This window comes from Jannaschia sp. L-14R, from assembly GCF_056857695.1.
The window spans coordinates 14,396-29,863 of the sequence record NZ_JBSXNP010000009.1; the positions used below are offsets into that span (position 1 = coordinate 14,396).

A 15,468-nucleotide genomic window follows, 5' to 3' on the forward strand; every position below is an offset into this window, starting at 1 on the left:
TTCCAAAGGAATTATTCATGCCAGACGCTCAGTATTTCCCTCAGCTCCCTTCAACTGTCTGGTGGGGGGTGAGGGAGTTGCTTTCGGTGAAACCAACAGCAACTTTTACCGATACCTTGCTTGCGACCCACTTGGGCGTTCAGCAGACTGCGGCTAAAGCTTATCTCAAAGAACTTCGCACTCTCGGTATACTAACCGACGAAGGCAAGGCCACAGACGTAGCTTTGAAGTGGCGAACAGATCCGGCTTATTCGGAAGCAGTTTCTGAGATCGTTTCGCAGGCTTATCCGGAAGAGTTGCTTACAATTTCTCCGCCGGAAAATCCTGATAGATCTAAAGCGAAACAATGGTTCGTGATGAGCGGACTAGGCACAGGTTCGGCGGGCAATAAAGCCGCTACATATATTTTGGTGAGCAGCCCGACCCCCGGCGGTGCAACCGAAAAAACCACAATGACAAACGAGAAATTTAAACCAAAAGTGAAGGCCAAAACTAATTCTGAAAAAATCAAGAGTGACGATTCAAAAACGGTGACACAAAACAGCAATGATAATTCGTCGTCAAAGAGTGAAAAAATTACACCGCCAAATGTTCCGTTAAACGTTAATGTACAAATACATATAAGCGCTGACGCATCAGCAGATCAAATCGATGCCATATTCAAATCGATGCGAACGCATTTATACAATGACACTCTTTAATCGCGCGAAGTCAATCCAAGCAGACGCGGACGCTGCCGGCCTTGGTTCGACAAATATATTTGCCAAAAAACTTGTATCAACTATAGACCCTGCTGAGTCTGAGGAAGGCACGTTAGCCGAGGCACTATTTTCGCAACAGGTAACTGAGAACGAAATTCTCACCGCCTGCCGAGATCTATTCTTTAGTGGATTCTATAGTCAAGCCATTCAAGAGAGCTTCAAAGCTCTTGACCTTTTTGTTCAAAAGAAGTCCGGCATCTCAAACTTATCGGGAACCAAATTGATGCGAACTGTCTTCGCAGCAAACGACCCAAAGTTTACCTGGTCCAACCGTATTAGCCAAGCAGAAAAAGATGAACATGAGGGATATCAACATTTATTTGCTGGAGCAATGCTGGGAATTCGTAATCCAACTACACATGAGTTCAACTGGAATGATGATGCAGAAAGGTCATTGGAAATAATTCTGTTCGCCCAGCATCTAATAAGAAGAGCTAAGGAAGCCGAGCTATCAAACAGCAAATTGTAAATAGCAGGTATGACATAGTTCATTCTGTAGCCGCCCTATTCCCCTGCTAGTCAGGCCTCGTTCACACCTCTAACCTGCCGGCATGCGCGCCCTCTTCCTCCTCGCCCTCCTCGCCGCCTGCACCCGCCCGCTGACCCCGGCGGAAACGGCCCTCCTCGCCCCGATCCACGGCCCGTCCCTCGACACGTCGCAGGTCCGCCTGACTCGCGCGCCCATCGTCGGGGCCTTTCCGATCACCTATGACGCCCGTCCGCGTGCCACCTGCCGCGAACGCATCGGCCCGCCCGAGGTCGGGCGCGTCATCGCGCGCACCGGCGGCATCGTCCTGTTCGAAAATCTGTTCCTGAGCGGCGAGGCCTGGCGCGACGATTATGCTGCAGACAAGCCGCTCGACCTCGCCTACGCGATGTTCCTCGTCCACGAGACGACGCATGTCTGGCAATGGCAGAACCGCGCGTGGACCGGGTATAGCCCGATCAAGGCCTTCACCGAACAGGTGACATTCGACGACCCGTATCTGCTGGACCCCGATCCCACACGCGCCTTCCTGGATTACGGATACGAGCAGCAGGCGTCATTGGTCGAGGAGTATCTGTGCTGTGCCACCCTCGACCCGGCTGGCGGGCGCACAGACGCTCTCCGCAACCTGCTGTCGCAGGTCATGCCGGTGGCCGGGCCCGAAGCATTCGCCCGCCCGGTCGTTGTCCCCTACGCCGAAGATCTGAACGGCATCTGCGCCTGAGCCAGTGCAGAAACCGGTATGTACGGGGGGTGTACAGGGGGTGCACGGGGGGTGACACCCGCCTGCCCGCCCGTCAGACAAGTTTTCCTTAACCGGCGGCAGCGTCGGATTCGGCCCGTTCCGACAACGTCAGCCACTCTTCCTCGACAGCCGCCAATCTGGCATGCCGCGCGACGAGTGCATCGGTCGCCTTCTGAAATTTCGCGGGCTGGCTGGTGAACAGCTCGGGGTCGGACATCAACTCTTCCAGCTTGGCGATCTCCGCTTCCAGCCGGGCGATCTCGGCGGGCAATTCGTCCAGCCGGTGCTGTTCGGTATAGGTCAGGCTGTCGGTCTTTTTCGACACTGATGCAGACCCGCCACCCCTTGCGGACTGCTTCGCCGTTTTTTCTTTTACCGTGTTATTTTCGATAGTTGCGCCGCGTTGTTCAACCATGTCGGTCCAGCCGCCGGGATAGACCTGCGCCCGCCCGTTGCCTTCCATCGCGATGGTCTGCGTCGCCACACGGTCCAGAAAATCCCGATCGTGACTGACCAGAAGGACGGTGCCGTCATAATCGCCCAGCACGTCCTGCAACAGGTCCAGCGTCTCGATATCCAGGTCGTTCGTCGGTTCATCCAGAACCAGAAGGTTCGATGGCATCGCCATGATCCGAGCCAACAAAAGCCGCGCCTTCTCGCCCCCTGAAAGCGACTTCACCGGCGCCTTGAACTGCTTGTCATCAAACAGAAAATCCTTCAGGTATCCCGCCACATGCTTCGGCGTCCCGCGAACCATCACCTGGTCACTCGCCCCCGAAACCCCGAGGAGCGGATCAAGTGTCAGCGAGTCCCAAAGCGTCGCATCCGGGTCCAGTTTGGCCCGCGCCTGATCGAACACCGCGACTTCCAGATTGGTGCCCAGCTTGACGCTGCCCGCATCCGGTTTCACTTCGCCCAGAAGCATCTTCAGAACGGTCGTCTTGCCAACGCCGTTCGGACCGACGAACGCAACCCGATCGCCCCGCAGCACCCGCAGGTTGAAGTCGCGCACGATCAGCTGTTCGCCAAAAGACTTCGTTATATCAAGGGCCTCTATGACACGCTTACCGCTGGCCTGCCCCGCATCCAGTTCCAGAGCCGCGGTTCCCGCGCGGCGAATCTGGGACGATCGCTCGGCGCGCAGTTCGGACAGTGCACGCACCCGGCCCTGATTGCGTTTACGGCGGGCCGAAATGCCTTCGACGGCCCAGCGCGCCTCGGATTTGATCTTGCGGTCCAGCTTGTGCCGCTGCTGGTCCTCCTCTTCCCAGGTCTTGTCGCGCCACGCCTCGAAGCTTTCGAAACCTTTCTCTTGACGGCGGGTCATGCCACGGTCGATCCAGAGGGTTGCGCGGGTCAGCGACCGAAGGAATGCACGGTCGTGCGAGATCAGGACAAAGGCCGCGCGGGTCGATTTCAGCTCTGTCTCCAGCCAGGCGATGGCTTCGATATCAAGATGATTCGTCGGCTCGTCCAACAGCATCAGCTCCGGCGCCTCGGCCAGCAATTTCGCCAGGGCCGCACGACGACATTCGCCGCCCGATGCGGCTTCGGGGTCGGCTTCAAGGTTCAGCTTCAACCCTTCGGCCACTGCCTCCACACGCCATGATTCCGATGGATCGAGGTTCGACGTGGCATAGTCGCCCAGGGTCGCAAAACCCGACAGGTCCGGCTCCTGCTCCATGTATCCGACCGATGTTCCGGGGGATAACACTCGCGTACCCTTGTCGGATTCGACCAGACCGGCCATGACCTTCATCAGGGTCGATTTGCCCGACCCGTTGCGGCCCACCAGGGCAACGCGGTCGCCTTGCTGGACGACGAGGCCAAGCTCGGAAAATACCGGTGCACCCCCGAACGTGAGGGAAATGTCGGAGAGTTGAAGAAGGGGTGCGCGTGCCATGTCGCGCCGCCTATCGCTGCGGGCGCGCAGGGTCAATCGCCCGTGGCCCGGCGCCGATCAAACGGCGTCCAGCATCCCAGTCAGCAGCCGGGCACGCCCGGGAGAGATTGCTTCGATGGGCAGCGCGGTGAAGACATGAAGGGTTCCCAGGTCGCGGTCGACAACGGCATGATCGGACACCACAGCGCCAAATGACAGGTAAGACCGGAGCAGCGACGGCAGCGGGCCGGGAACCCGCGACAGCGATTGTGTCAGGAGAGCTTTGCGGCGGGGGGCCCATGCATCTGGGGCCTGCCGGTCGGCCAGTCGCGCCATGCCTGCACCATTCGCCGGAAAGGACGAACACCCATAAAGAACGGCGGTCCCTTCGACCCCGACAATCCGGGCGAGCGATGCCAGTAAAAGGCGCGGCACGTCCAGGTCACGGCACTCGGGCGCAAGACAGACCCGTCCGACCTCGAGCGCCGAGGCGAAACCTGCCGAAAAGGCTGACAGATCATAATGTTGTGCCGTATATCCGGTCAGGACATCCGCGCCCCGCTGAACGGTCAGCCGGGCGCAGGCGGCGATACCGGTCGCATCCTCGATCAAAAGATGCCTGGCCTGCGCATCGTAAGCATCGGCATCGCAGGCCCCTGACCGAAAAACCCGCGCCCGAAGGTCCAATGCAGCCTCTGCCTGTGCCAAAGACACGATACGCGCCCGCCAGCGTCCTGCCTTGATGTTCACCGTAGCCTCCGGGCTTGGCGCAAGGGTGTCGCGCGCCTAGATCAAGTCTCGCACCGCACCTTCGCGGTGTCCACGGAAAGGCATGCACAATGGACAAGGTCGTCAAGTCGGACGCGGAGTGGAAAGAGCAACTGGGACCCGAGGCCTTCAAGGTCCTGCGCGGTCACGGGACCGAGCGTGCCGGCACGCACGAGGATTTCCCAAAGGGTGCCGGGACCTATCGCTGCAAGGGGTGTGGTGCACCGCTGTTCGATCAGGCGCACAAGTTCGAGAGCGGGACCGGATGGCCGTCATTCTGGCAGCCGGTCGATGGCCTGCAATCCGAAACCGTGGACGAAAGCGTGGACAATTCGTGGTTCATGAAGCGGACCGAAGTGCATTGCGCCCGCTGCGACGGCCATCTGGGGCATGTGTTCCCCGACGGGCCGCAGCCGACCGGCCTGCGCTATTGCATCAACGGTGTCGCCCTGGCGTTCGAGGCAGAGGACTAGATCGCGTTCTGAACGGGGCGTCGCAAGGGCGTCCTGGACGACAGGAACCGGTGCCAGACCTGCCCTGTCCGTGTCACATAACGATAGGACGGGTCGCCATGTCAGGGACTGTCGTCCAGCGTCTGACCGACATTGATGCGGCCGAAGTTACGGATGATCTGCTGGATCAGGCCAAAGTCGCGAATCGAGGTTTCGGTCACGCGCCGCGACAGCGGGACGACCCGGCCCCGCTCCAGCCCGAAGCGTTCGATATTGGCCAGTGTGCCGTTTTCGGAAAAGCTGATCGCGACCAGTTCCCGGCTTTCTACCTTGGGTGCCCGATAGGCAAAATTCTTGACCCGGCTCTGGATATAATACCAGGAATCGTCCCGCTCTACCCCGTTGGTGGACGGTCGACCGATGGTCTGCTCGACAGTGGCGCGGGTGTCCCGTCCTACGACAAGCGACTGAAGATCGACCTCTGTCGGGACATATCCATGATTGCGATACGTCGCGGCGCAGGCAGACAGGCCCACCATAAGAAGGGCCGCGCACAGCGCCTTTACGATCTTGCCCATTGCCAGCCCCTTATCGCCCATGTCCCGCAGCCCACCGTTGCCCGGAGGAACCATTCGGAATATGGCTTAACCGTCCACGCCTGCTCCATCAAGGGTGGGTGCGTGTCGCCATCAAACTGGTCTGCCTGTTATGAAACCCGTTCTGTCCCATCCCGTCCGCTTTGCCGACATGCCGCAACGCAAGGTTTCGCGTATACGCCTTGTCCCCGATGTAGGACAGCTTGAGGCGTTGGCCGATCGTCTGGACGTCGATGCGTTTCGCAAGGTTCTGCTGGATGTTGAGCTTTCGCCCGGACCGGGACGCGACTGGACGCTGACCGGCAAGCTGGGCGCGACGGTGGTGCAACCGTGCCGCGTCACCACGGAACCCGTTGTCACCCGCATCGATGAGCCGGTCGTCCGCCGCTATACTCCCGACCTGACGACGCCTGAAGGCGAAGAGGTCGAGATGCCGGAAGACGACAGTCTGGAGCCTCTGCCGAAGGTTCTGGATCTGGGAGATGTACTGGAGGAGGCGCTGGCGTTGATGATCCCGGAATTTCCCCGCGCCGAAGGAGCAGAAGACATTGATCTGACTGTCCAGCCACCTGGAGCCGAGCCGTTGAGCGACGAAGCCGTCAAGCCGTTCGCGGGTCTGGCCGCATTGAAGGCGCGAATGGAAGGCGGCGAATGACGCAGCCTTCGGGATCGCCGACTTAGCTGGCGACCGTCAGCATCGCTTCTATTTCGATCATGCGGTCGGGTGTGAAATGCGTATTGAAGTCGCGGTTCGGCGTGACGTCTGCAGTTGCCAGCCCGAGGATCAGAACAGGGGCAGCGATGAGGGTAAGTATAAGCGGGATGTGGCGCATCTTTGCGCTCCTTCACGGGTGGGTGGCCAGTTGGCCGGGCCGCTGAAGCGGCGGCGGATACATACAGAGACGTTCAATATACCATAAAAGTTGCAAAATCGCGCCTGATCATTTCGAGAGACCCGATGTGTGAAATTCACGCGGACCACCGAGCCGGATGATTCTGCGGCATTATTTCAAGCCGCCGGGTCGCCCTTGCATTTTGCTGCAATGACTGTATGACGCGCGCTCCGGTCGGGAACGCCCGGAAAGCGCTGGACCCTTCGCGCGAATGCCACTAGGGACCGCAGGCAAGATTCACAGATACCCGGGGGCGTCGATACCCCTGTTTCAGTTAGACCGAGGTTGAGCCATGGCTGTTCCGCAGAACAAGATCACCAAGTCCCGCCGCAACAACCGGCGCTCGCACGATTTTCTCGTGCCCGGCAATCCGGCCGAATGCCCCAACTGCGGCGAGCTGAAGCGCCCGCATCACGTTTGCGGTGCCTGCGGCCACTATGCCGACCGCGAAGTCATTGCGGCGGATGCCGTTGATCTGGATGACGACGTCGCCTGATCGGTGTCGCACAAGGTAAGGAAGGGGGCGATTCATGTCGGATAAGACCGGCATGGCCCCTATCCGCGATGCAGCGGCCACCGGCGTGCTGTCCATCGACGCCATGGGAGGCGATCTTGGCCCCGAAGCCGTGGTCTCCGGGCTTGCCCTCGCGGTCAAGAAAATCCCTGCTATCCGTTTCATCGTTCACGGCGACAAGCCGACCCTGGATGCGCTGATTGCCAAGCGTCGCGGCCTGTCCGATCATTGCACCGTGCGCCATGCCGATGACATCGTCGCCATGACCGACAAACCGTCGCAGGTTCTTCGCACCGGCAGGGACACGTCGATGTGGTCCGCCGTCGAAGCCGTCAAGTCGGGCGAAGCCACTGTCTGCGTCAGCTGCGGCAACACCGGTGCGCTGATGGCGGTGTCGACGATCCGCCTGCGCAAGCTGCCGGGTGTGAATCGCCCCGCGATCGCGATCCTCTGGCCGTCGCGCAACCCGTCGGGTTTCAACGTGATGCTGGACGTCGGGGCCGATATCAGAGCCGACGCCGAAGATCTTGTGCAATATGCGCTGATGGGCATGTCCTATGCCCGCAACGGGCTGGGACTGGATCGTCCCCGCGTCGGCTTGCTGAATGTCGGCACAGAAGAAAACAAGGGCCGGACCGAGCTGAAGGATGCGCACGATCGCATCGAAAAAGTCGCGGTCGACAACGGATTCGATTTCGTGGGTTTCGTCGAGGGCGGCGATATTCCGGGCGACCGCGTCGATGTGATCGTGACCGACGGATTCACCGGCAATGTCGCGTTGAAAACCGGCGAAGGCACGGCCCGTTTCGTCCGCGACATGCTGGCCGAGGCGTTCCGCGCCACGCCCCTCTCCAAGGTCGCGGCCCTGTTGGCGATGTCCTCTCTCAAGCGCCTGTCGCGCCGCATCGATCCACGCCGGGTCAACGGCGGCGTCTTTCTGGGCCTGAACGGTACGGTCGTGAAATCCCACGGATCGGCGGATGAGACCGGCATCGCAGCGGCTGTCGGGCTGGCCTGGAACCTCTCGGAAGCTGGGTTCAGCGAACGCCTGAAGGCACGCGTCGCTGCCGCGACAGCCACGCTGGAACAGACCGCCCCCGAGGCAGAGACATGATCCGCGCGCAGGTCCGTGGCATTGGCCATTATCTGCCCGAACGGGTCGTGCCGAACGACTGGTTCACATCTTTTCTGGACACATCGAACGAGTGGATCGTCTCCCGGTCCGGAATCGAGCGGCGGCATTTCGCGGCCGAGGGTCAGACCACTTCGGACTTGGCCATCCGGGCGGCCCGCGCCGCGCTTGACGATGCAGGACTGGTTGCGGATGACATCGACTCCATCATCCTCGCCACCTCAACGCCCGATCTGACGTTTCCTGCGACAGCGACCATTGTACAGGCCGGGCTTGGCATGACACGTGGCTTCGCCTTCGACGTCCAGGCGGTCTGCGCCGGGTTTGTCTTTGCCCTGGCCAATGCCAACGCGATGATCCAATCAGGTCAGGCAAAGCGTGTTCTGGTGATCGGAGCGGAAACCTTCAGCCGGATCATGAACTGGGAGGATCGGGGCACCTGTGTACTGTTCGGCGATGGTGCAGGCGCGCTGATTCTGGAAGCGGCCGAGGGCGACGGCACGGTCGAAGACCGGGGTATCCTGGCGACCGATCTGAACTCCGATGGACGATACAGGGATATTCTTCAGGTTTCCGGCGGCGTGTCGTCATCGCAGACCACGGGGCATCTGATGATGGCGGGCAAGGAAGTCTTCCGCCACGCCGTCGATAAACTGGCGCAGACCACCGTGGCGGTGATGGAAAAGGCCGGAGTGACAGCAGAAGATATCGACCGCGTCGTGCCGCACCAGGCCAATATCCGCATCATCACCGGAACCGCCCGCAAGCTGGGCCTGCCGATGGAAAAGATCGTGGTCACGGTGCAGGACCACGGCAATACCTCGGCCGCATCGATTCCCCTCGCCATGTCGGTCGCCAAGGCCGAAGGCCAGTTGCGCCCCGGTCAACTTGTCGTAACGGAAGCGATCGGTGGTGGCCTGGCCTGGGGGGCCGTTCTGCTGCGATGGTAACCTAACCCCCGGATGACATTGCACCTTTCTAATTTTCCGGATACGCCGACAACTGGCGGTCTTTTGCATGAACTTCGCCCTGCAACCCCCTCTCGTTGACTTGTTTTCTGCCAAGGCCCAAAGCTTGCGCAGGATGCGGAAGAACCAATTTCGAAATCGAGGATATTCATGACTGACAAAACGCTGACACGCATGGATCTGAGTGAAGCTGTTTTCCGCAATGTTGGGCTGAGTCGTAATGAAAGCGCGGCTTTGGTCGGGCAGATTCTGCAGCATGTCTCGGACGCTCTGGTCAACGGGCAACAAGTGAAGGTGTCGGGGTTCGGCACGTTTTCGACCCGTGACAAATCGGCCCGTGTGGGCCGCAATCCGAAGACCGGCGAAGAGGCACCGATTCCGCCTCGCCGCGTACTGACCTTCCGTCCATCGCACCTGATGAAGGACCGCGTTGCTGTCGGGAACGCCACCAGGAAGAGCTGATCCTTGGCAGGCCCTGAAAAATCAGACGGCGCGTTCCGTACGATCCGCGAAGTGGCGGACTGGCTGGGTGTGCCGACGCATGTCCTGAGGTTCTGGGAATCGAAGTTCAGCCAGATCGCGCCGGTCAAGGGCGCGGGCGGACGACGTTATTACCGGCCCGAGGATATGCGCCTGCTGGGGGGCATCAAGGTGATGCTGCACGATCAGGGTCTGACCATCCGGGGTGTCAGCCAGAAGATCGACGATGACGGCATCAAGGTGGTGATGGAATTGTCGCCCGAACTGGAGACGGTCGAGACAACCTCTCCGGCGCGGCCCCGTCGCGTTATCCGCAGCGGCGAAGATGCCGAGACCGGTCGCGTTCTGGCCTTCGACCGGACGACGCCGAAACCGGTGCCCGCCCCGGATGAAGACGAGCCTGCGGGTGCGGACCAACCCGGTGAGCAGGACATCGATGCGGACCCGATGCCGGACCAGCCAGGCGAAGAGGTCGAGTCTGTGCAACCTTCCGACCTGCCGCCGGACGCGCCCGAGAAGCCGTCGCAGCCGGATGTGATCGAGATGCCTGCCGCCCCCGAACCGGACCCTGATCCACCGGCGGATCCGAAAGAGGAGCGGGGCGTCGAAGGCAAACCGCATGCGACACCGTCGAAGGTCGCCAGGCCCGTGACAGCGCCTCCCCCACGGGGCATCGCGGGTTCGACGGTCTATGTTCCGGTGCTGTCACCTTCGGATCATCGCAAATTCCGCCGGATCGTTCGCAAGCTGCGTGGCCTTATCGAAGAGGTCGAGGCAGAGCTGACGGACGGGGACCAAAGCTGACCGGTATCGCAAAGCTTTCGGCTTGCGCGCCCCGGCGAAAGCCGTATGAAGGCGCTCAAGTCGGGCTATGGCGCAGCCTGGTAGCGCGTCCGTCTGGGGGACGGAAGGTCGCAGGTTCGAGTCCTGCTAGCCCGACCAAATCGCAACGCCTCTCCCCTCGCGGGGTGGGGCGTTTCGCTTATCAGGGGGGCCGATGAGCCATTCACAGAATACGCTGCCGACAGGCGTTCTGGCCAGTCAGCAGATCGAGGCACTGGTTGCCTCCGGTGCGATCGCAGCCCCTGCACTGGTACCCGGTCAGGTTCAGCCTGCCAGCCTGGATCTGCGACTGGGCAGCGTCGCCTATCGCGTTCGCGCCTCCTTCCTGCCGGGGGCCGGTCGCACGCTGGAAGATCGGCTGGCCGAATTCGAAATGCACCGGATCGATTTGACCCAAGGCGCAGTGCTGGAAAAGGGCGCAGTCTATCTGGTGCCGCTACAGGAGCGTGTGGCCCTGCCCGTTGGTGTCTCTGCGGTCGCCAACGCCAAATCGTCTACCGGACGTCTGGACCTTCTGACCCGGACGGTCACCGATGGCGGGACCGAATTCGACCGCATTCCCGGTGGCTATAACGGGCCGCTCTATGCCGAAATCTGTCCGCGCAGCTTTTCGGTTCTGGTCCGTCCCGGAATGCGCCTGAACCAGATCCGCTTTCGCGTGGGCGAAGCGATGCTATCCGACGACGCCCTGCGCAACCTGCATGCCGCCAGTCCGCTGGTCGATGGCACCCCTGTGATCGACGACGGATTGGGTTTCAGCGTCGATCTGACGCCCGGTCCGCAAAACCTTGTCGGATGGCGCGCCAAGCCCCACACCGGAGTCATCGACCTGGATCGACTGGGACATTACAGCCCGGATGATTTCTGGGAGGCGATCCGCACCGATCAGCGTCGCATCATCCTCGACCCCGGCGCGTTCTATATCCTCGTCTCGCGCGAGGCGGTCAGCATCCCGCCGACGCATGCCGCCGAAATGGCGCCCTATCTGGCCATGGTGGGTGAATTCCGGGTGCATTACGCGGGCTTTTTCGACCCAGGCTTCGGGCATGGTACGCCCGCGCGCGGCGTGCTGGAAGTTCGCTGCCACGAAGCGCCTTTCGTTCTGGAAGACGGGCAGATCGTCGGGCGGCTGGTCTATGAGACCATGTCCGAGACCCCGGCACAGCTATACGGACAAGGTATCGCGTCGAATTATCAGGGTCAGGGTCTGAAGCTGTCTAAACACTTCGCCGCGCCCTGACGTCAGACGACCGGGCAGCGCGCCCTCTGTTCAGGCGTCAGATTTTCCAGCGCGACGACCCAGGTATGCACGGCGAACAGGATTGCGCCCGTTTGCGGCAGACGCAGAACCGTCTGCCGTTCGGATCGCAGGTATCGCGGCGGCCGGGCCGTTGACCTGGGTGCGGCTTCGGGCTTGGGTTGATACAGATCCGGCTCGGCGTAGCCAAGGGCATTTGCGCGCCACATCGCCCGGCCTATGGGGACCCGGTCGAAAAGACGCTGCACCTGCCCTGCCAGCCGCGCGTCATAGTCGGGGACCGGGCGGTGGATACGGGTCAGGGCACGGCCGATCTTTTCCGCCAGGATCCAGGACGCGGGAAAGCACAGAAGGCCCGCGGTCAAGACATGTTCGTCGCCTTGGCGCTCCAACAGCAGCAGATCCTCCTGTAACAGATGGCCCAGCACCACAAGCGGCTCGCCGGTCAGCGACACGATTGCGCCATCGGGCCGGACGATCGTTTCGCCCCGGCGCGCGAACCCAGGCGGCAGAGTGTTCAGGATAAAGGCCAAAAGTTCTGCCTGCGCACGCCCCGAGCCGTCGCAGGTTCGCAGCACATCCACTCGCCGATCCCGCAAAAGGCGTTCGCGTTCCGCCATCTGCGGCCCATAGGCATCGTCGACCCTGACCCAATGCCCGGTTACAGGCATCAGGCCTGGCCTTCGCGACAGGCCCGGATCATCCCAAGGCGTATGCGGCAACATCGCTTGCAGAATTGGCGCGCCCTGCCCCGGATCCGTCATTCTCGCGGCGCGGCAGGGCTCAGCAGATCGGCATCACCCTCGGTGCGACGCTCGTCCTCGACCATACGCTCAATCGTGCGATCCGGTGCAACCTCTTCGGCCCTGAGTGGCTCCGGTGGAGGTGCGGGGTCCGCTTCGGACATCACAAGCGCTTCGGGACGGCTTTCGGAGTCCGGCAAATCCACTACGGGTAACGCGCCACCTGTCAGGTTAAGGCGGTAGGTCGGCTCCGGCATGCCGATCCCGGCACTGGTCAAAGCGCCCATGACCACGCGCAGCGCTTCACCCCGTGCGGCATTGAAATCGGCCTGTCGCTGATTGAGCCAAGCGAAGAATTCCACTGTCACGGTGCTGTCGCCCGCATCCTTGACCCAGACCTGAGGCGACGGATCGGTCAGCACGAACTCCAGACCGGACAGGGTCTCAAGGCCGATGCGCTTGGCTTCGGCCAGGTCGTCGTTCGGGTCGATCCCGAGCACGAAGCCGAAACGCCGTTCATCGTTCCGTGTGTAATTTATGATCTTCGCCTTGAAGACAAAAGCGTTCGGCAGGCGGACGTGATTGCCGTTCGGATCCAGCAGGATGGTCGCGCGGCTGGTCAACCGGATCACCGAGCCGATGGAGCCTTCGATGTCCACGACATCGTTGGGCCGGAAGGGTTGTCGCAGTGACAGCATGATCGACGCGATAAAATTCTCGACCGTGTCGCGAACTGCAAAGCCTACGGCCAGACCGACGATGCCGGCCGCCCCGAACAGGCCGGTCAGGATCGCCGTCGCGTTCAGGATATCGAGCGCCACGACAACCCCCGCAATCACGAAGACCAGGCGCAGCACGACGCGGTAGATTTCCGCGATGAAAGCATTCGGCGCCAGACTGTGCCACGGACGTTCCCAGCGGGCCAAGGCAAACCCCGCGACCATCACAAGCCCCCCCACCAGTATCGCAATCAGCAAAAGCGGCAGATAGCTGATGAACTGGCCGATCCGGTCCTGAAACCTTTCCAGAACGGGGTCCAGACGGGTGGCCACATCGGTCGTTTCGGTCACGTCGTTCTCGATCGCGACAACGCCGTCGACCCGTGCCGCGATTTCATCCAGCCGCGGCACGGCAGCGGCCTCGACCACCTCGCCCGAGAAGGTGACGATGCCTTCGCGAACATCGACGCTCACTCCGTCGTAGCCGTCCAGTTCGGCGATGATCGCCTCGATCCGGCGGTCGATGGCGGCGTCACCCAGGCTATCCTGCGCAGTCGAAATGGTGCCGGAAGGCTGCACCGGCTCCTGCGCGAATGTGGGAGAAGCAAGGCACAGGAAAAGCAGAGCGGTGCGAAACATCGCTACACTTTCGAGCACGATGCACATCGGATCAAGTCCTTGCCGCGCATCTGTCAGAATGTCTGATCGTAGTCACCGACATTCGGCTCCACCCTGATGATCGCGTCGAGGTCTTCGAAGATCGCGCGCAATTCTTCCTGAGAAGTCGGGCTTTCGCAGACGACGACAAGGTTCGGGGTATTGGACGATGCCCGAACCAGACCCCAACCGCCGTTCTCCAGCATGACACGCGCGCCGTTGACCGTGATTACATCCACGATCTTCTGACCGCCCAGCGTGCCCTGCCCCTTCATCGGCACGATCCGGTCGACGATACGTTGCAACGTATCGTATTTTTCCAGATCGGGGCAGTACGGCGAAAGGGTCGGCGTGTTATAGACCTTGGGGAGCGCTTTGCGCAGATCGCTCATCTTCATATCGGGGTTACGATCCAGCAGTTTGCAGACCTCGACCGCCACCCGCATGCCGCAGTCGTAGCCCCGCCCGATGGGTTCAGCCAGAAAGTAGTGCCCAGATTTCTCGAACCCGGCCAGGGCGCCGATCTCGTGGACGCGACGCTTCATGTGGCTGTGGCCGGTTTTCCAGTAATCCGCCTTGGCGCCATTGGCCTGCAGTACCGGGTCGCTGGCGAACAGGCCGGTAGATTTGACGTCGGCCACGAATGTCGAATTGGGATAGAGCCGCGACAGGTCGCGGGCCATGATGACACCCATGATATCGGCGAAAATCTCTTCCCCCTCGTCGTCGACCACGCCGCAGCGGTCACCGTCACCGTCGAAACCCAGCGCAAGATCCGCGCCGCTGGCCTTAACCGACGCCGACATATCATGCAGCATTTCCATCGCTTCAGGGTTCGGATTGTAGTGCGGAAAAGTATAATCCAGTTCGTTGTGCGACGGCACGACCTCAACCCCGATCCGGCGCAGCACTTCGGGCGCGAAGGCTGAGGCCGTTCCATTGCCTGTTGCGCAGACGATCTTGAGCTTCCGGCTCATCTGGAAATCACCGCAAAGGTCGTCGAGGTAGGCCTCCATCACGCCGTCCACACGCTCCCAAGTGCCGCCGGGTTTTGCCTCACCCTCACCATTCAGAACAATGTCACGAAGCTCGTTCATTTCGTCCGGGCCATGCGTCAATGGGCGCTCAAAGCCCATCTTCACGCCGGTCCAGCCGTTGGGGTTGTGCGAAGCGGTCACCATTGCAACGGCAGGCGCATCCAGATGGAACTGCGCGAAATAGGCCATCGGCGACAAGGCGGGACCGATGTCCTGCACATGGATGCCGGCCTGTGTCAGGCCCAGGATCAGGGCGTTCTTGATGGCGACGGAATAGTCGCGGTAGTCGTTGCCGACAGCAATCCGCGGTTCGATGCCACGTCGCGTCATCTGGGTGCCAAGGCCCAGTCCCAGCGCGGTCACACCAGGCAGGTTGATCCCTTCGGGATATTTCCAGCGGGCGTCGTATTCCCGGAATCCGGTGGGCGCGATCATCGGGTCGCGCAGAAAAGCCCAAGTATTGGGCGTGACGTCGGCAAGCGGCTTCATGGTAATCCTCGGGCATGGACAGGGCGGTCGCGACACAGCTAGCC

18 protein-coding genes and 1 tRNA gene are annotated in these 15,468 nt (G+C 61.2%); 12 read left to right on the forward strand and 7 right to left on the reverse strand.

Translation table 11 applies throughout. From position 1 onward, the window contains the following. Nucleotides 1-17 precede the first annotated feature (17 nt). From AC13C2_RS04415 to AC13C2_RS04425, 3 genes are all read left to right on the forward strand, one after another. Nucleotides 18-701 carry a hypothetical protein gene (locus AC13C2_RS04415; RefSeq protein ID WP_482886056.1) on the forward strand — a complete coding sequence of 228 codons (684 nt, stop codon included), beginning with the start codon at nt 18-20 and terminating at the stop codon, nt 699-701. Beyond that, nucleotides 688-1,230 (forward strand): TIGR02391 family protein, encoded by a 543-nt coding sequence (locus tag AC13C2_RS04420; RefSeq protein WP_482886057.1) that lies wholly within the window; start codon nt 688-690, stop codon nt 1,228-1,230. The genes AC13C2_RS04415 and AC13C2_RS04420 overlap by 14 nt, the downstream gene beginning before the upstream one ends. A gap of 82 nt (nt 1,231-1,312) precedes the next feature. Beyond that, on the forward strand, nt 1,313-1,972 hold the full coding sequence (locus AC13C2_RS04425) for a hypothetical protein (protein WP_482886058.1): 660 nt from the start codon (nt 1,313-1,315) through the stop codon (nt 1,970-1,972). Between the two features lie 88 nt (nt 1,973-2,060). Here the strand turns inward: AC13C2_RS04425 and AC13C2_RS04430 are convergent, their stop codons facing one another. Beyond that, on the reverse strand, nt 2,061-3,896 hold the full coding sequence (locus AC13C2_RS04430) for an ABC-F family ATP-binding cassette domain-containing protein (RefSeq protein ID WP_092762714.1): 1,836 nt from the start codon (nt 3,894-3,896) through the stop codon (nt 2,061-2,063). Nucleotides 3,897-3,953: 57 nt separating this feature from the next. Next, nucleotides 3,954-4,625, reverse strand: coding sequence for a GNAT family N-acetyltransferase (locus AC13C2_RS04435; protein ID WP_482886059.1), 672 nt, complete (start codon nt 4,623-4,625; stop codon nt 3,954-3,956). Between the two features lie 89 nt (nt 4,626-4,714). Here AC13C2_RS04435 and msrB point away from each other — a divergent pair, with 89 nt between their 5' ends. Then, on the forward strand, nt 4,715-5,116 hold the full coding sequence (msrB, locus tag AC13C2_RS04440) for a peptide-methionine (R)-S-oxide reductase MsrB (RefSeq protein ID WP_474520472.1): 402 nt from the start codon (nt 4,715-4,717) through the stop codon (nt 5,114-5,116). Nucleotides 5,117-5,217: 101 nt separating this feature from the next. Here msrB and AC13C2_RS04445 read toward each other — a convergent pair whose 3' ends face one another. Further along, a complete protein-coding gene (locus tag AC13C2_RS04445; RefSeq protein ID WP_339645989.1) occupies nt 5,218-5,727 on the reverse strand; it encodes an outer membrane protein assembly factor BamE in 510 nt (169 codons plus the stop codon). Nucleotides 5,728-5,803: 76 nt separating this feature from the next. Here AC13C2_RS04445 and AC13C2_RS04450 point away from each other — a divergent pair, with 76 nt between their 5' ends. Continuing rightward, nucleotides 5,804-6,346: a YceD family protein gene (locus tag AC13C2_RS04450; RefSeq protein ID WP_092762627.1), complete on the forward strand. Its 543-nt coding sequence runs from the start codon at nt 5,804-5,806 to the stop codon at nt 6,344-6,346. Nucleotides 6,347-6,368: 22 nt separating this feature from the next. Here the strand turns inward: AC13C2_RS04450 and AC13C2_RS04455 are convergent, their stop codons facing one another. Continuing rightward, nucleotides 6,369-6,524: a hypothetical protein gene (locus AC13C2_RS04455; protein ID WP_175495844.1), complete on the reverse strand. Its 156-nt coding sequence runs from the start codon at nt 6,522-6,524 to the stop codon at nt 6,369-6,371. Between the two features lie 352 nt (nt 6,525-6,876). Here AC13C2_RS04455 and rpmF point away from each other — a divergent pair, with 352 nt between their 5' ends. The 7 genes from rpmF to AC13C2_RS04490 all read left to right on the forward strand — a co-directional run bounded on the left by rpmF (nt 6,877) and on the right by AC13C2_RS04490 (nt 11,761). Then, nucleotides 6,877-7,080, forward strand: coding sequence for a 50S ribosomal protein L32 (gene rpmF / locus AC13C2_RS04460; RefSeq protein WP_092762625.1), 204 nt, complete (start codon nt 6,877-6,879; stop codon nt 7,078-7,080). A 34-nt stretch (nt 7,081-7,114) separates the two neighbouring features. Then, nucleotides 7,115-8,212 (forward strand): phosphate acyltransferase PlsX, encoded by a 1,098-nt coding sequence (gene plsX / locus AC13C2_RS04465; RefSeq protein ID WP_092762623.1) that lies wholly within the window; start codon nt 7,115-7,117, stop codon nt 8,210-8,212. Beyond that, nucleotides 8,209-9,180, forward strand: coding sequence for a beta-ketoacyl-ACP synthase III (locus AC13C2_RS04470; protein ID WP_482886060.1), 972 nt, complete (start codon nt 8,209-8,211; stop codon nt 9,178-9,180). The genes plsX and AC13C2_RS04470 overlap by 4 nt, the downstream gene beginning before the upstream one ends. Nucleotides 9,181-9,348: 168 nt before the next feature. Then, nucleotides 9,349-9,660 (forward strand): integration host factor subunit alpha, encoded by a 312-nt coding sequence (gene ihfA, locus AC13C2_RS04475; RefSeq protein WP_339645997.1) that lies wholly within the window; start codon nt 9,349-9,351, stop codon nt 9,658-9,660. A 3-nt stretch (nt 9,661-9,663) separates the two neighbouring features. After that, the gene (locus tag AC13C2_RS04480; RefSeq protein ID WP_474520476.1) at nt 9,664-10,482 is read left to right on the forward strand and encodes a MerR family transcriptional regulator; all 819 of its coding nucleotides are present in this window, start codon (nt 9,664-9,666) and stop codon (nt 10,480-10,482) included. Between the two features lie 61 nt (nt 10,483-10,543). Then, a tRNA-Pro gene (locus tag AC13C2_RS04485) sits at nt 10,544-10,620 on the forward strand. Nucleotides 10,621-10,675: 55 nt separating this feature from the next. Continuing rightward, entirely contained in the window at nt 10,676-11,761 is a 1,086-nt protein-coding gene (locus tag AC13C2_RS04490) for a 2'-deoxycytidine 5'-triphosphate deaminase (protein ID WP_474520477.1), read from the forward strand. A gap of 2 nt (nt 11,762-11,763) precedes the next feature. Here AC13C2_RS04490 and AC13C2_RS04495 read toward each other — a convergent pair whose 3' ends face one another. From AC13C2_RS04495 to AC13C2_RS04505, 3 genes are read right to left on the reverse strand one after another with little or no spacing between them, the layout of a single operon-like run. Continuing rightward, nucleotides 11,764-12,543, reverse strand: coding sequence for a heme-dependent oxidative N-demethylase subunit alpha family protein (locus tag AC13C2_RS04495; protein ID WP_482886061.1), 780 nt, complete (start codon nt 12,541-12,543; stop codon nt 11,764-11,766). Continuing rightward, a complete protein-coding gene (locus AC13C2_RS04500) occupies nt 12,540-13,880 on the reverse strand; it encodes a mechanosensitive ion channel domain-containing protein (RefSeq protein WP_482886062.1) in 1,341 nt (446 codons plus the stop codon). Before AC13C2_RS04500 ends, AC13C2_RS04495 begins: the two co-directional genes overlap by 4 nt. A gap of 53 nt (nt 13,881-13,933) precedes the next feature. Continuing rightward, nucleotides 13,934-15,424 carry a phosphomannomutase/phosphoglucomutase gene (locus AC13C2_RS04505; protein ID WP_092762612.1) on the reverse strand — a complete coding sequence of 497 codons (1,491 nt, stop codon included), beginning with the start codon at nt 15,422-15,424 and terminating at the stop codon, nt 13,934-13,936. Between the last annotated feature and the right edge of the window lie 44 nt (nt 15,425-15,468).

Bases quoted from the DNA above. Each gene is read 5' to 3' on its own strand.
- AC13C2_RS04430 (WP_092762714.1), bottom strand. From the start codon at position 3,896: ATGGCACGCGCACCCCTTCTTCAACTCTCCGACATTTCCCTCACGTTC.
- AC13C2_RS04505 (WP_092762612.1), bottom strand. From the start codon at position 15,424: ATGAAGCCGCTTGCCGACGTCACGCCCAATACTTGGGCTTTTCTGCGC.
- AC13C2_RS04450 (WP_092762627.1), top strand. From the start codon at position 5,804: ATGAAACCCGTTCTGTCCCATCCCGTCCGCTTTGCCGACATGCCGCAA.
- AC13C2_RS04495 (WP_482886061.1), bottom strand. From the start codon at position 12,543: ATGACGGATCCGGGGCAGGGCGCGCCAATTCTGCAAGCGATGTTGCCG.
- AC13C2_RS04455 (WP_175495844.1), bottom strand. From the start codon at position 6,524: ATGCGCCACATCCCGCTTATACTTACCCTCATCGCTGCCCCTGTTCTG.
- AC13C2_RS04415 (WP_482886056.1), top strand. From the start codon at position 18: ATGCCAGACGCTCAGTATTTCCCTCAGCTCCCTTCAACTGTCTGGTGG.
- AC13C2_RS04425 (WP_482886058.1), top strand. From the start codon at position 1,313: ATGCGCGCCCTCTTCCTCCTCGCCCTCCTCGCCGCCTGCACCCGCCCG.
- AC13C2_RS04470 (WP_482886060.1), top strand. From the start codon at position 8,209: ATGATCCGCGCGCAGGTCCGTGGCATTGGCCATTATCTGCCCGAACGG.
- msrB (WP_474520472.1), top strand. From the start codon at position 4,715: ATGGACAAGGTCGTCAAGTCGGACGCGGAGTGGAAAGAGCAACTGGGA.
- AC13C2_RS04445 (WP_339645989.1), bottom strand. From the start codon at position 5,727: ATGGTTCCTCCGGGCAACGGTGGGCTGCGGGACATGGGCGATAAGGGG.
- AC13C2_RS04490 (WP_474520477.1), top strand. From the start codon at position 10,676: ATGAGCCATTCACAGAATACGCTGCCGACAGGCGTTCTGGCCAGTCAG.
- AC13C2_RS04500 (WP_482886062.1), bottom strand. From the start codon at position 13,880: ATGTTTCGCACCGCTCTGCTTTTCCTGTGCCTTGCTTCTCCCACATTC.
- AC13C2_RS04420 (WP_482886057.1), top strand. From the start codon at position 688: ATGACACTCTTTAATCGCGCGAAGTCAATCCAAGCAGACGCGGACGCT.
- ihfA (WP_339645997.1), top strand. From the start codon at position 9,349: ATGACTGACAAAACGCTGACACGCATGGATCTGAGTGAAGCTGTTTTC.
- plsX (WP_092762623.1), top strand. From the start codon at position 7,115: ATGTCGGATAAGACCGGCATGGCCCCTATCCGCGATGCAGCGGCCACC.
- rpmF (WP_092762625.1), top strand. From the start codon at position 6,877: ATGGCTGTTCCGCAGAACAAGATCACCAAGTCCCGCCGCAACAACCGG.